General features: G+C 62.7%; 3 protein-coding genes. All 3 read right to left on the reverse strand.

The window, feature by feature from the left end; genetic code table 11:
- Positions 1-345: 345 nt before the first annotated feature.
- Positions 346-12,777: a filamentous haemagglutinin family protein gene (locus tag J3P84_RS13935; RefSeq protein ID WP_434623666.1), complete on the reverse strand. Its 12,432-nt coding sequence runs from the start codon at positions 12,775-12,777 to the stop codon at positions 346-348.
- Between the two features lie 214 nt (positions 12,778-12,991).
- A complete protein-coding gene (locus J3P84_RS13940; protein WP_434600755.1) occupies positions 12,992-14,161 on the reverse strand; it encodes a substrate-binding domain-containing protein in 1,170 nt (389 codons plus the stop codon).
- Positions 14,162-14,314: 153 nt separating this feature from the next.
- The gene (locus J3P84_RS13945; protein ID WP_434600754.1) at positions 14,315-15,502 is read right to left on the reverse strand and encodes a substrate-binding domain-containing protein; all 1,188 of its coding nucleotides are present in this window, start codon (positions 15,500-15,502) and stop codon (positions 14,315-14,317) included.
- Between the last annotated feature and the right edge of the window lie 236 nt (positions 15,503-15,738).

Below are 15,738 nucleotides of genomic sequence, written 5' to 3' on the forward strand. Positions count from 1 at the left end.
CACGTCACACAGGCATGACGGGAATGGCGATGTGCTACCGAACTTTTGTCATGAAAGCTTCATTTGAGAGAGCGCCGCAGCTGTCGTGGCGAGGGAGCTTGCTCCCGCTGGGGTGCGCAGCAGCCCCAAAAAGGCTGACGGAGAATCAGCCTGACACACCGCAGTGACTGGCTTGGGGCCGCTTCGCAGCCCAGCGGGAGCAAGCTCCCTCGCCACGGGGGTAATGGGTGCCCGATGATGCCCAGGCACAACAACCCTGTGTTAAGGGAGGACCGGGTGCCCGAATACTTCCAGGCACAACAACCCCTGTGGGAGCGAGCCCGCTCGCGAAGGCCGCGACTCGGTTTACAGGCTCAACCGCCCCCGCTCCTCCTCGGTCAACCGCTGCCGCGCCTGCTCGTCCAACGGCCCGGCGCCCAGCACCTGCACCGGACTGGCCGGATCATAGGTACGTGGCGCCTCACGGCTGGCGCCATCACGCGAAGGCGCCAGTTGCTCGGAGCCGAAACTCACCACCTGCACGGTAAACACCGACGCCTGGTTCTGCCGCGCCGCATTCTGCTGCTGGCGCGCTACGTCTTCCGCCGCTTGCGTGGCCGAGGACGCCGCCGAACTGGCCGAGGTGATCGCCCCGGTGTTCACCGAAGCCGCCAGCGGCACGCCGGTGGACTTGCCCTGGGTCTGGATGTTGGCCGCGTTGACCACGGTCAACGCCGCGATGTTGACATTACCCGACACGCGGATCCCCGCCTCACCCGCATCGATGGTGCCCAGCGGCGCGATCAGGTCGATATCCCCCGGCGCCACTTCGGCAATCGGGTTGAGAGTGGCGATACCGGCCCCCGTGCTCGGCACCGACGGCGACAGGGTCACGTTTCCCCAGGTGTCGTACAGGCGCTTGGGCGGCGTGTAGACCACGGTGGTCTTCGAACCACGACCGGCGTTGATATCACCCTGAGCCGACCAACTGAGGATCGAACCACCAAAAGTGGTCATGATCCGGCTCTGCCCTAGCAGGATGCTGTTCTTCGCATACAACTGGATATCGCCCTCACCCTGGGTGATGACCCCGGCGGTGGACGGCGGCGCGTTGCCTTCGATGCCGAACGTCTGCCCGCCACCGGGAGTGAGCATCTGAATGCCGCCACCAAAATCGGTGTGCACCCCTGACCCGCCGAACATGGTGATGTCGCCCTTGTAGGTGATCGCATTGCCCGCCACGTCCTTGGTCGGGAACAACAGCTCGATCGCCTCTCGTCCGCGCAGATAGCTGCCCTGGCGCACGCCGCCGACTTCGTTGTACTCACGGCCACCGGCCTTGAGCTCGGCAAAGTACACGTCGCGGGCAAACACCCGTTGCTGCTCCGCCGGCAACGCCGCGAAGAAACTGCGGGCCTGCTCGGTATCGCCGCTGAAGCCGAAGCGCGCCTTGAGCCACTTCAGCAGCTCCGCTTCGTAGGTCTTGGCGACCTTGCCATCCTGGTCCGCCAGCGGGACTCCGGCCAGGGCCTGGTTCGCCGGGTCCAGGTACGCCTTGACGAAGCGCTGGTAATCCGCGCCGTCGAGGCCCGCGCCGGCTTGCAGCACCAGGCTCGCCCCGGAGCGCGAATCCCCCGGCACCACGGCGCCGATACTGGTGATGCTGACCTTGTCATCCATCAGGATGTTGCGTCCGGCGGTGATCTCCAGCAGGCCGGGGCCGGCGACGTTGAAGCTGCTGTAGAGGATGTCGCGCCCGGCTGAAACGATTGAGATGTCGGTGGGGTTGTTGTGGATGAAGAGGTTGCCGGCGCTGGTGTAATCCCCTGCCTGGGAGTTGTTGCTCAAAGAGCCGCCCAGTGGAATCCCGCTACTGACGATGTCTCGTCCTGCCATCATTCGTACAGCTCCGGCGCCTTCGTAGGCGATTCGCCCTGGCCACCTGCCAACGGATGCCGATGTCATCGACCGTCCGCTGGTGACAGCCAGCAAATCACCTTCCAGCGCATAGAAGCGCGCAGGGTCGTCATTGAGGGCCCATTCGCCTGAGGTACTGCTGGTGTCGAAGGCAAACAGCGGCAATATGTTCGCACTAGGGCGAGCGAGGTTGCCATCGGCTGAGAGATTGCTGGCTTTTATGACGGGACCGGATTCGACAGTCTCGACGATACCCACAAAGGCTGGCCTGAACGGCGTTGCCAGGGCTGCGGAGGATGCACCGGAACGACTGACCGACATGTCGCCGCCGTAGATGGAATCGCCGGCCATGAATTGCAACTCACTGTTGATGCCGGGAGCGAGCAACAGGGCTGGACGATTGTTGCCGTCATAACCTGTTCCATCCCATACCGAGGACTTGCCATAGTAAAGGCTGCCATTGGCCGCCACAGCCCTCACGATCGATGGGTAGACCACCGCCAGATCCGTCTCGACCTCTGGCACCACAGGCGTCAGATTCCCCCCCGATGACCACAGATCAACTGCCGTGTTGGCGGTCCATAACGAAAACCAGCTCACGCCGGATCCGTTAGTGGCGCCATCTTTGAAGGGCGATACGCTCATCATCGGCGCCCGGCCAGGGTCCGCTACGTCCATCACTACCAGGTCGCCCGAAGTTGTCAGATCGAACGTGGCATCGCCCGGCATCAGGGTCAGCCCGCCTGTTGGCAGGCTACGTGTGGCTCTGAAGGAGTCGTACGCACGCGTTTCCCCCGGAGACTGTGCCGAAGCAACGTTGCCATAGCGCAGGTCAATTCGACCGATGGCACCGCTGTCGATCTGCGCGTGGCCCCGCAGGTTGATGACCGCACCGTTCAGATGCCCGTCGACGAACGCGCTATCGGGATTCAAGGCGCCGCCTACACGCAGGTTGAGATCACCACCACCGGTCAATTGCAGGCTGCCATCAGCGCCCACACGCCCGGTGCTGCCCACGGCAAGAACCAGTCCTTGGCTGCGGCTGTTGCTGCCTGGCACAAGACGACTCCCTGCCATCTGTTCGAGCTCCCCCGCATCGCCGGCGACCTGAACATTCAGGTTACCGCCGCCCAGAGTACCGAAACCGGTAAACCCAACCATCAGGTCAGCCTTGCCGTCCTTCGCGGCGGTGTAACTACCAAAATTGATCCACCAAGCGGTGGGTTGTGCCTGCGTACCGGTTGCGACTGAGCCATTGCCCTGACGCCACAGCCAATTACCGACGTTGACCGTATCGTAACCAATGTCTCCTCCATTGGGCCGCCCTATACTCGCACTCGATACATCCAGGCTATTACCGGTCAGATTGCCGCCGACCTTCAAACTCAGGTTGCCGCCAAAGTCCGGGTACCAGGCGCGGTAAAGACTATTGGAACCGCCATCCACGAATTGCTCGTTTTCACCTAGTGCATCATTGAGCACCTTGCCCGCCGCCGCACGCGCCTTGGGTTGGTTGTACGGGTCGTTGGCGTACGTTTCGCTGGCTGAACTGCCGGCGGTATAGACGCCGTACAGCGAGTCCATTTTCAGATCACCTGCCGACAGCAGCTCCAAGTCCGCTGCGCCGGTGCGAATGACACTCCAACGTTGGCTGCCGGGCTCGTATTCAGGTGCTCCGCCAGCTTCACAATGAAGTGGATTGTCGACACATAAGTTGGGGTAATCAAAAACTTCAAAGTCAACCGGCAGCCCCACCATGCTGGTGTCGCCGAACCAATCCAGCGATCCTGCTTCGGTCCAGACCATCGACGCCACGCCGAACGTGCCGTAGTGACTATCAGCCAAATGCAGATCACCACCCGCCAGCACCGGCCGTACGACCCGACTGTCCGCCGCCTGCGTATCGGCACCGGCCACCAGTCGCAATGACCAGGACTGCGAGCCCTCGGCCAGCATCGGCGCGATGGCCCAGTTGCTCCCCGCCACTTCCGGACGCAACTGCACCGACTCGACACCGGCCGGCAACTTGATGTCGGTACCTGACGGAATTTTCGAACCCACACTCAGTGCCAGGGCGCTGCTGAGACGCAGCACGTTGGTCAAGCCGTTACTCGCGCCTTCAATGTCTGGCAACGCAACGCCTTTGGGCCAGATCAGGTTGCCTATCGTTGCGCTGCTGCCCAGCAGGCTGCCCGCCCCGAGCACCGTGCCCGCCTGCAGGGTTTGGGTCGAAGCCAACAACGTGCCGGCCGCGAACAACAGATTGCCCTGTGCGTCATGCACCGCCGCGGCCAGCACCGTGCCGGCCGGCAGTACCATTGGCTGATCCAGCGTGGCGGCGACCGGCAACCGCGTTCCCGCAGCCAGGGTCGCGCCCTTGAGCGGCACGTCGAAGTTGAGCACCGAGCCGGCCGGGAACGCGGTGTCGACCTCCAGGGTCACGCCAGTGCCGGGCACGACGATATCGCCCGCCGCAAAATCAATGCCTGGCAACAGCACCCAGCCCTTGTCATCGTTGCTGGCGGGCGGCTGGGCAAAACCGTCGGTGATGCTGCCATAGATGTTCAGGTCACCGCCGGCGCGCAGCGTCAGGCTGGCGGATTCGCCGGAGCCGTAGACGTTTTCATCCAAAACGTTATGCGGATTGAGGCTCGCATAGCGATATTGCGACAGGTCCAGATCCCCCTGGACCACCAGGTCGCCATCGGCCGTCGCACTCACCACCTCTACACCGGGGCGCAGGTGGAACACGTCGCGATAGCGGCTGTTGTTCAGCCCGGCGAGTTTGCGCTGCAACAGATCGTTGTTGTCGTGAGCGTTGGTGATAAAGGCGGTGTTGTCGGGGTCCACCACATCCTTCAGCCATGCCTGATTGATGACCTGATAAGGCTTGCCGCTGGCCGCCGGCACGTTCACCAGCGGCGCGTCGCTGTATTGCCACGTAGCAACCAACGCAATCGAACGGGCGCCTTGTACGTCCAGGGCACCACTGGCATCGATCGCCACGTCGCCCCCCGACACGCCACTCAGTCGTGGCGCGCTGAGTTGCAACGTCCCGCGAGGCCGACCGTCGTTCATACCGGACGCACTGCCCAGCGCGACTTCGGTACCGTGGCGCAAATCGATACGCACGCCGTTACCCAGGGTCAGGAGACCTTCCCTGGCGGTCAAGTCAACGATGGCACGGTTCGGCGAGTCGATGATCTTGCCGTAGCTGTCCACCCGCAGGCGTCGACCATGGGCGTCAAGCACGGCACCGCTGCCCAGGGTCAGGGCATTCTTGGCAGCCAGGTAAATGCTGCCGACCCGCTCACCACTGGCGTACACCGTGCCGTTGATCAACAGGCTGCCGTTGTCCAGGGACACGTCAATGGACGAAGCCTTGAGTTCGTTGCCGATCACCAGGTCGCCCTGCTTGAGCTGGAAGCTGCGGGAGCCGAACACTTGGCCGTCGCTCAAGCGTTGGTTCAACGCGGCGAACTGTTCGCTGAGACTGCCATTGTCGCCCAGGCGCTGGGCCTGGATTTGCACGCCACCGGCCAGGTATGGCATGAGCGTGCCACCGGCATCGTATTCGCCAGTGCTGCTGGCGAGGATTCGTCCTTGCAGGTCGACAACCCCGGCCGTGCTGCCCAAGGCCACGGCGCTGAGCCGTCCGGCCTGGTTGTGGCGCGCCGACAGATCAATGCTGGAGCCAACCGCCTGGCGGATGTTGCCGTTCTGGCTTTGCAGGATCACCTCGCCACCAGCGCTGTAGCGCGTGACATCGTTGAAGGTGACCGTGCGACCCGCCACGTCGATCAGCGCCTCATCGGCCAGGGTCAGGTCATCCGTCGCGCTCAGGGTCAGTTTGCCGCTGGGCAACACCACCGCACTGGCCAGGTTGAGGCTCGCTCCCTTGAGGGACAACTCGCCCCCGAGCCCGGAGACAGTGGCCGGCTTAGCGGTCGCGCCCGTCACATTGACCGCACCGCCCGCGGTGATGCGGTTGACCGAACCGGCTTCGCCAGTCAGCAACGGGGTGAGGATATTCAGGTTGCCACCGCTGTAGGCGTAGCCCGTTTTAGCGTCATAGGCGCCCTGGCTCTGATACACCGCCAGGCTGCCCTTGTGATTGGCGGTCAAGCGTTCGCTGGCACTGAGGTTGACGTTGGCGAAGCCCAGGGCCAGGCGGTCCAGGGTGGTGATCGAGCTCGGTTGGGCGAACTCGCCATAACCGAACTCGATGCGCTGGGCCTGGATGTCCAGGCGACCGGCACCGGTGCCGGCCCCGCCGGCGATGACCGAACCCGGCGCGCCGACGGCACCGTTCCAGATCAGGTTGGCGGTGCGAATGGTCGCCACGTCGTTGACGCTGCCTGCGCCATGAATGGCCGGCGTGCTGAGCATCAGGTTGGCCAACCGCGACTTGCCCGTCACCGGGTCATAGGTGTCGAGACTGACAGTGCCGTAGAAATTCAACGCCTCACGCGCCGACAGTTCCAGGGTTTCCAGGGCCGGGGCGCCGTATTCGGTGTCTCCGCGCAGCAGGCGATCGAGCACGGTCTGGCTCAGGGTCAGGCCGGCCGGCAAGACCTGACGCGCCGCTGCGTCGCTCAATGCCGGGGCGGTGCCGACGTTGATATTGCTCAGGGCCAGGGTCAGGTGACGGGTGCCGTAGCGCACCTTGTCGTCCAATTCCAGGCTCCCTCCGGTGGCGGCGACGATGCTGCCCTCGGAATGAATTCGGGTGACGCCGCTGCATGGCGTCAGGCTGCAGCCGCCGATGTTGATGGTGCCGCTGCTGCCCGATGAGGGTGCCAACACGTTGAGCAAGCCGTTGGAGGCGGCCAGCAAGTTCTGACCACTCACATTGAGGTCATAGATAAAACCGTCATGGGCATCGTAGGCAGCCGCGCCACGACCAATGGTATTGATGGCGGCGCCTTGTTCCATCGACACCTCGCCGCTGGCCAGCAGGAAAACCTCCGGTGCCGCCAACGTAACACCTTCACGCAAGATCACTCTGGACGAGGTTCTACCTCCACTGCTCGAGGGCGTGATGTAGTTTCCGCTCTGCCCATAGAGCGTCAAGAACTGGCCGCCAATAACCTGACGTGATGCATTCAAGGCATTCAGGCTTTCGGCATTGAGGGTCACGCCCTCGAAGCCGGCCGTGGCCCCGCGCCCATCGGCAACGACCTCCAACGCCCCATTACCTCCAACCACCGTGACGGTACCGCCGTAGCCACCTTTTTGAGGCGCGAACTTGCCGATGCCTTTAAAGGAGAACGCCTGATCTCCCGCTCCTTGCGCGAGCTTCAACTTCAAAGTCTTGGCGTCCACCGGCAACAGGGCTCGTGGCACGCCCAGGCGTGCGGCATCGGCTACAGCGAACTGGGCGTAGCTGGTTTCGTTGTACTGCGAATAGCGACGCAGCACATCGCCCGAAGTCAGGATGACCTGGCTGGACAGACTGTTGCGCTGCTCGGTATTGACCACCGACAGCACCCCGGCGGTGGTCCAGGAGCCGTTGCGCATCTGCAACGCACCCGCCGTGGAACCCTGACCCGCCAGACCGTTGACCTCGACCCGGAACGCCCCCGGCAGCAAGGCATAGGTGGACGGCATCAGCGTATAGGTACCGGCGGCCAGCCCCGGTACACCGGCGCCAAGGGTGATTTGTTGTCCGATCCTGGGGTCCACTGCGCCGCCCTCGGGCGCCACTGGCGCGTATGCACTCTGGTTGCCCGGCACAATGGCGTAGACCGGGTTGCTGGACAGGCCCGGTAAAGTAAAGCCGCCGTTGGCACCGATTTGCACCAGCGGGTTGAAGCGCGCGTCGGTGGAGCCGCCACGGCCGGAAATGAAACCGGCACCCAGCAGATCACCGCCGCCCGAAAGATCGAGTACCGAGCCTTCCTGGGCCACAACAGATTTTCCGCCCAGAATCACACCAATATTCAGATCCCCGTTGCCATAGGAGATGGCCCCTTGCCCCAGAAGCACCACCTTCTTGCCCGCGTACTCATAACTCTGACCATCGACGGTACCGCCGTAAGGCAGAACCAGACCGAGGCCACTGACTGAAGTGAGGCTGTTCGGCAGCAAGTCCACTTGGCTAGTGATGCTAGTGCCGTCGTTGGTGCCGACCTCAATCAACCCCAGCGGGGCCCGAACCACCCCGCCCTGCTCGATATTCGCACTGCCCAGTTGTAAGTGACCGAATGCCGAATAAGGTACCTGAGGCGTCACCTGGGTAGTCCGCCCGATGACCAAGCTGCGCGCCGGGTCGTAGGCAGAGGTGCCACTCAAGCTATACCCCGCCAATACCCGAGCCCCGACCCCAGTCGCCGGATACAGTTGCGCCGCTTGCAGGATCATGTCCGAAGGAGTCATTAATTGCGTGGTAAAGCCCGTAGGCAATCCTTCGCTGGAGAATCCCGCCAGGAAGCGCAAATCACCACGGCTGCTTAACTGGACCAGGTCGAACCCGGCGCGCTCCAACTCGACCGTGGTGCCATTGGCCTGTCTCAGCGTGCCTTTGCTGCTGAATCTCACATTGCCCTGTACATCCAACAAGTCGGCGTTGACGGAAAGCACCGCCTTGTTCGCAAGTGGCGATACGTCGCCTTCGATCAGCGGTCGGGTATAGGAATCCATATTCGGTAGACTGGCCGCCGGCCCCGCCAGCAGCAGATGAGCTGCATTAAGTTGAACACGGGTGTCGGCTGGCGCGGCTGAGCTCAACCCGAAGCTACGCGCATATAGGCTCAGGCTTTGGCCGAGGGACAGCGACACGTCGCCACCGATACTAATAATGCCGTTACTCAGCAGAGACAGGCTGTCGAAGCCGCCCGCCTGGACCTGGTCCACACCCAAACGCCCATGACCATAGATCAACGCATCCGCCGAGGCCTCGGCGGTGTCGCTTAGCGGGCTCGCCTGGGCGGTTTGTCCCAGTACCAGTTCACGCAACTGCAAGACCCGGTCATTGACCGCGCTTTTCAGGTAATACGGTGTCTCCAGCGCCACCGACAAACTTCCCCCTGCGGCCCCCGTGCCACCGGAACGGGCACTGAATTCGCCGTCCAGGTACAGGCCATTGGCCGACGCCAGGGAAATACTGCCACCGTTGCTCGTCACCGATGTGCGTCCCTGGCCAGGAACATCCAGCATTGCCTGGCTGCCATCCGCTTGCAGGCGTGCCCCCTCGCGCATCACCACGAACAATTCCGGCGCCGAAGCCGATCCTTTCGCGACATCAATCTGACCACCAATGACAATCTCGCCACCGTCACGCACCAGACCATAGGTCTGGCCGCGCATGTCCTTGGCAGTCACGGCCCGACTGGAGACATCGATCAACGCTTGCTCGCCTAACCAGATGGAGCGTCCATGGCCTTGGGCATTGACCGGGTTGCGAACTGGGTTGCTGACGCTCAGTTCGGTGAGACTGACTCGTCCTCCCCAGGCGTTGAGGGTGCCGTTGACGGTCAGTTGACCGATGCTGCGCAAGTCGATGCCTTGTCCCGGATCGACGCTGATCACGCTTCCACGCCCGATGTTCAATACCGTGCTGGCCATGTCTGCCGCGCTGGAGTTCGCGGTACCGGCACTGAGGCTCAGGCTCGCGCCGTGGCGCTGGGTGAGAACACCTTTGATCGCATCTTCCTGATACAGCTCCGGCGTCCAGCGCTGCAAGGCATCAGCCGGTTCTGCGTTGCTGCCGGGAGTCAAAGCCTGCTCACCGAAACGGTACACCGGCATCGTCACATCGACCCGGGTCCCGTCGGCCACGGTCAGGCCTTGATTACCGGTGATGTCATAGGCCGAGAAACCCTTGTCGAAGAAATCGCCGCCCAGTTGCAAAGTGCCAGGTTCGAGAGGAATGTTGCTGTTGCCGATCAGCACTTTGCTGGCCGCCAGCTTCAAGGTCCCGCCGCCACTCACGCCGGTACCGCGCAGTTCACCTTTGAGGATCAAGTCACCGTTACCGGACGATGCACCAATACTCGCGGTCAAGGTCAGGTCACCGCCCTTGCCGCCGCGAGTCTTGCCATCGGCCATCACGGCAGCGCCGGAGCTGACGTCAATCAGGCTGCCCTGCTGCACATCGATATCGCCAGTACTGCGCACGGACACGCTGCCGCCGTTGATGAACGGCAGGCCTTGGCGGTCGTTGCCGTCGAGCAGCAGATTGCTCCAGCGCCCGGCGGTGTTCAGCTTGACGCCTTCGCCCAAGGTGACCGTCGCCCGCTGTCCCGTGGCGGGTGAAAGTGTGACGTCTGCCATCTGGAAATTATCCGTCCTGACCTGTTTGAGCACGTTACCCAAGGCAATGCGACCGCTGCGGGCAGTCAGGTCGGCGTTCACCTCGACCTGCGGGGCATAAAGCGTGATATCGCCGCCGTCGGCGACCTTGAGTGCACCGTCGACCTGGATGCCTTCAGCCGCCGCCACCTTGACCGCGCCGAGCTGGAAGCCATTGAGCAACGCATTGTCCAGCACCAGCTTGCCTTGCCGGTCAGTGCCGACCACCGAGGTCAGGTCCAGCATCGCGGCAAGCTTGTCGGCCACCTTGCCGACGGTGACCTGGTCGAAGGTTGGGTTCAGGCCACTGTTGATCACGCCGCTGGTCTTGTCATAGATCGGCGAGTAGCTGCCCACCCATAATTGCGCGCGACGGGCCACGGCGTTCTGCGATTGCTGGTAGCCGTCGAGGTTGAGGTTCGGCGCTTGGGTCTGGCGTTCGCCCTGGTAGACCTCGCCGACGATCTGACCTTCCAGCACCGCGTTGCGGGTCGACACCACCAGCTTGCCGGCATCGCGGCCGACGGTGTAGCCGGCTTCAAAACGCTCGCGCGGGGCAATCAGCGGATTGTAGTAGTAATCAGTCTGGCCCCAGCGTTGGCTGTGGTCTTCGTAACCCTTGTAGATGCCGGTGTAGAGGATGTCCCCCGGCGCCTTGGACAAGTCATACAAACGCCCGTTGGGGCCCTTGAGCCAGGACTGGCGCAAGTAGCCGCTCTGTACATCCAGGGTACCGCCAGACAGGTTCAGTTGCGCCGCCTGTTGGGTCACCACGTCGTTACCGGTGAACGTCAGGGTGCCGCCTTGCGCTGCCCACTCACCGGCGCTGTGACCTCGGGTCCCCAAATAGCCGCCGACTTCCAACAGCCCACCCGCCGTGTACCAGCGGTCGGTGGCGTAACCGTTGGTACCCGCCGGGACGTAGACCAGATCCCGCACGTCCACCCACACGTCGTTGTTGGTCAACTTGCCGCCTTCGCGGTTGACCGAGGCGTCACGCTGTTCGTTGCCCTGGACGTTGACCTTGATGGAATTCGATTCCATCGCCACCTTGACGCCGATGGCGCCGGACACGTCGATCACCACGCCATCGCGCACCAGGCTGCGACCGGCCGCGCTGACCGCAACCTGGCCGCCGGTGGCCAGGGTGATGGAGCCGTTCTGGAAGTCGACGCTGCCGCCACTGACGATCTCGACCCGCGACTGGTCGGTGCGGTCGACCACGCTGCTGAGGTTGTTGAACTGGCCCGTGATCAGGTTGTTCGGCGTGCCGTCCAGGCCGGCCGGTCCGGCATTGCGTTGGCTGTCCAGGGCGGCGCCGCCCGCGGCGTCGAGCAGCACCGCCGTGGCGCTGCCCTGCCCCAGGGTCACACTGCCGCTGCTGTCGCTCGCGGCGTTGAGTAGGTGCACGGTGCCGCGCGTATCCACCGAACTGCTCGCGACCGCCACCCCGTTCTGCTGCACGCGATGTCCAGTGAGGGTGATGTCGCCGGTGCTGGCCTGGATCAGGCCACTGTTGATCACGGTGCCGGCGCTGCTGCCTGACTTGAGTGACGTCGCGACCTCGTTGCCACGGGTGGTGGAGCGCAAGTTGCCGCTGGTGCCCTGGCCCCGGCGGATGTAGAAGCTGTCGCCCGCCGCCAGGGTGGTCTGGCCCTTGGCGGTGATGATGGAGCCGGCGTTCTCCACTTCCGAACCCAGCAGCAAGGCATAGCCACCGCCTGCGGTTGAAGTGGCGGCGCGGTGGGTTTCAATTTGCGCACCGCGTTGCACTTCGACCTTGCCGGCGGCATCGGTGAAGGTTGGCTGGGTGCCGGTGGCATCGACGTACAACCCGCGCTGGCTGAACTGCTCATCGCTGATGTTCGCCGCCACCGCCGCCAGGTTGCGCACGTTGACCTGGCTGCTGCCGCTGAAAATGATGCCGTTGCGGTTAACCAGCATCACCGTGCCGTTGCCCTTGATCTGGCCCTGGATCTGGCTCGGTCGCGCCTGCGGGTCGTTGACCCGGTTGAGCACGGCCCAGTCCGATTGCTGCTGGAAATCCACCGTGGTGTTGCGCCCGACGTTAAAGGTTTCCCAGTTGAGAATCGCCTTGTCGGCGGTCTGCTCGATCTTCACCGTGGTCTTGCCGCCGTCCTGGGTCTGCTGCGGTCCCTTGGCGTTGAGCCAGCCCTGGGTCAGGCTGTTATCGACCTTGAGCCCGCCCTCGCCCAAACCGTCAGGCACCACCTGTAACTGGCCGAACGCGGCTTGCCGCCCGGCCGCCTGTGCCGCTTGCTGGGCGGCTATCGCGGCCACGGTGTTGTTGAGGTTGGTCAGCGAACGCTGCAACTGCGCATTGGCCCGCTGCTGCTGCGCCAGGGGTGGCGGCATGCCTGGCTGCGCCGTTGCAGGTCGCCCCGCACCGCCGGCCTGAGGCGCGCCCTTGGCGGCAAACCAGGCCGAACTGAACGCCGTCGCTGCGTGGGCATTGCCGGCCACCATCAGCAGGGCAATGGCCTGGGCCAGCGGCTTGAGTCGCAACATCGACAACTCGCCATCGCGACGTGGGGCATTCAGGTTCGTCTGGGGTTTGCAGCGCAGCATCCTACTCATCCTTTCGGGTTCGCTCTAAGGGGGCGCAACGCAGTGCTATCAAGCTGCTAGCGTTGGTTATAGGGGATAGGCGGTTACAGCCGCTCGGGACCGAACGGATGTCATGAAAATTTCATATGGCTGTGTTGGTACGGGTGTGACGAAAAAAATCAGCAACGGCTTGCGCCGTTGCTGATCGGGTATTGCGGGTCGTTCAAGCGTGGGCTTACAGCGGACGACCGATGCCGTTGCAAGTGTTGGCGTGGCCGATGCTAAGGGCGTTGGTAGCGGTCAGGAAGCTGCTACGAACAGCTTGCTTCCAGGCAGCTGGCAACGGCACAAAACGGTTGGCGGTGATCGCTGCGTCGTTGGTGCTGGCTACTAAGCCGTTATAGTGACGGGCGATGAAGCCTCGCACTTGCGTACTCTGGGTGGCGTCGGCATAGCACTGGCTGAAGATCACGTTGGTGAAGCCCAAGATCGGGTAGCCGGTAGTAGGGTAAGCCACGACGCTTGGATCGTTAGGGTTGGTGGTTGCGGCGAACACTGGCACCCAGGCGTTCGGGTTGGCGCGGTTGGCGGCGGCTGGTACTGGAACAGCAGCGATGGCCGCCGAAATGTTTGCTGGTGCCGGAGAAATACCACCAACCCGCGCCACTTTTGTGGCGTCATCAAGACCCGCTAGCGTCGACGCCGCATAGGCAGGGCTCATGTAGGTAATACGACCTTGAGCTGCGTTCACCGCATCCATGACACCTTGACTGCGGTTAGCTGATACTGCACCGGCCGGTAGGCCGCCACTATAGGTGGAGGCGAAGTTGGTGGTGACAGAGAAGCTGCCTGTTTCCGCGCACTTTGCGCGCAGGAAGCGGGTGAACAATTCCGTGGTTCCGCTGCTCTCGGCACGGTAAACCACAGTGATTGGACCGGTACGGCCAGAGCCGTTGATCTGGCTCCAGTCGGTCAGGCGACCGGAGAAGATCCCGCACAGTTGGTTAACGCTCAGATCGACATTGGCGGTGCCGGCCTTATTGAACGGAATGGCAACTGAGGTCGCTGCCGAGGGCACCTGGATCAATGGCCCCCAAGTGGCACTGTGAGTAGAGTTGTAGTAGCTCAACTCAGTCGACGTGAGCTTCGAATCGCTGGCGGCCCAGTGAACGTTCTTGCTGGTGTCGCCTGCCACGAATCTGGTGTAGTCATTGCTCAGGAAAGCCTGTTTGCCATTGCCGCTACCCACACCGATGTAGGGAGCGAAACCGGCCGTCAACACGCCAGGCGTTTGGTAAAGCGGCTGGGGCAAGGTAGCGCCGCCACCGTTGACATCCGCCATTGCCAACGGCGCGCATATACCGCTGCACAGCAATGCAACAGCCTTGGATAAACGATTGAACATGACAAGACTCCTGTCTTGAGAAGCGGCGCCTTACCCGAGTGCATCGACCGTAAGCGCGGCTGAAGGGTGTGAAACAACAACCGTTAACTACAAAGAAATCAGCAACGGCTTTCGCCGTTGCTGATCGGTGTTGCGTGTTGCTCAGGCGTGGTGTTACAGCGGACGACCAATGCCGTTGCAAACGTTGGTGTTACCAATGCTGAGAGCGTTGGTGCTGGTGAGGAAGCTGCTACGAACAGCTTGCTTCCAGGCAGCTGGCAAAGGCACAAAACGGTTGGCGGTGATTGCGGCATCGTTGCTGTTAGCCGCAGTTGCGTTGTAATGACGGGTGAAGAAATCACGCACCTGAGTGGTTTGTGCAGCGTTGGCGTAGCACTGGCTGAAGATCACGTTAGTGAAGCCCAGGATCGGGTAGCCGGTGGTTGGGTAAGCCACAACGCTTGGATCGCTAGGGTTGGTAGTTGCGGCGAATACCGGTACCCAGGCGTTCGGGTTAGCGCGGTTGGCGGCAGCAGGCACGGTGACGGCTGCGATTGCGGCCGACACGTTGGCCGGGGCTGGGGAAACACCGGCAACGCGAGCGACCTTGGTGGCGTCGTCCAGGCCGGCCAAGGTGGTGGCGGCGTAATCCGGGCTCATGTAGGTGATGCGACCTTGGGCAGCATTCACCGCATCCATCACAGCTTGGCTACCAGTGGCGGCTACGGCGCCGGCTGGCAGGCCAAGGCTATAGCTGGAGGCGAAGTTGGTGGTGATGGCGAAAGTGCCGGGCACAGCGGGTACAGCTGTAGGGCACTTGGCGTTCAGAAAGCGGGTGAACAGTTCGGTAGTACCGCTGCTCTCAGCACGATAAGTCACAGTGATCGGGCCGGAACGGCCGGAACCGGTGATCTGGTTCCAGTCAGTCAGCGTGCCGGCGAACACGCCGCACAACTGAGCGACGCTGAGGTTAACGTTGGCGGTGCCGGTCTTGTTGAACGGAATGGCTACCGAGGTGGCAACCGAAGGTACCTGGATCAGTGGGCCCCAGGCAGCGCCGTGGGCAGTGACGTAGTTGTTCAGCTCAGTGGTGCTGAGCTTCGAATCGCTGCCAGCCCAGTGCACGTTCTTGCTGGTGTTGCCAGCCACGAACTTGGTGTAGTCGTTGTTCAGGAAAGCCAGTTTGCCGTTGCCGCTGCCCACGCCGATGTAGGGGGCAAAACCGGCGGTCAGAACACCGGAAGTCTGGTACAGAGGCTGAGGCAAGGTAGCACCACCGCCGTTGACATCAGCCATGGCGGCCTGAGCGGCGCAGAGGCCGGCGAGGGTCAGGGATACCGCGAGAACGTTGCGCTTAAACATGAAGAATCTCCTTTCATCGTGTTCGTACGTAGGTTGGGTGACGCGTGCTTGCCGTCATGGCGCTCGGTCCTGTGCCGATGGCGATGGGGTGAGGCCATGGGTTAGAAATTCGCAGCTTCCGGTGACAGATAAAGGAAAAAACCTCGGGAGCTGAGGGCTGTTTTTCAAGTTTTTTCCTCGGGTGTTCGAGCGCTCTGGGTTGAGGGTCCGGGCTGGTTTTGCGGGGATACGGCAAG

Source organism: Pseudomonas sp. Z1-29, from assembly GCF_051131995.1.
GTDB lineage: Bacteria > Pseudomonadota > Gammaproteobacteria > Pseudomonadales > Pseudomonadaceae > Aquipseudomonas.

What these genes read in the sequence shown, in the direction of transcription:
- J3P84_RS13940 (WP_434600755.1), bottom strand. Translation starts at nt 14,161, where the DNA reads ATGTTCAATCGTTTATCCAAGGCTGTTGCATTGCTGTGCAGCGGTATA.
- J3P84_RS13935 (WP_434623666.1), bottom strand. Translation starts at nt 12,777, where the DNA reads ATGCTGCGCTGCAAACCCCAGACGAACCTGAATGCCCCACGTCGCGAT.
- J3P84_RS13945 (WP_434600754.1), bottom strand. Translation starts at nt 15,502, where the DNA reads ATGTTTAAGCGCAACGTTCTCGCGGTATCCCTGACCCTCGCCGGCCTC.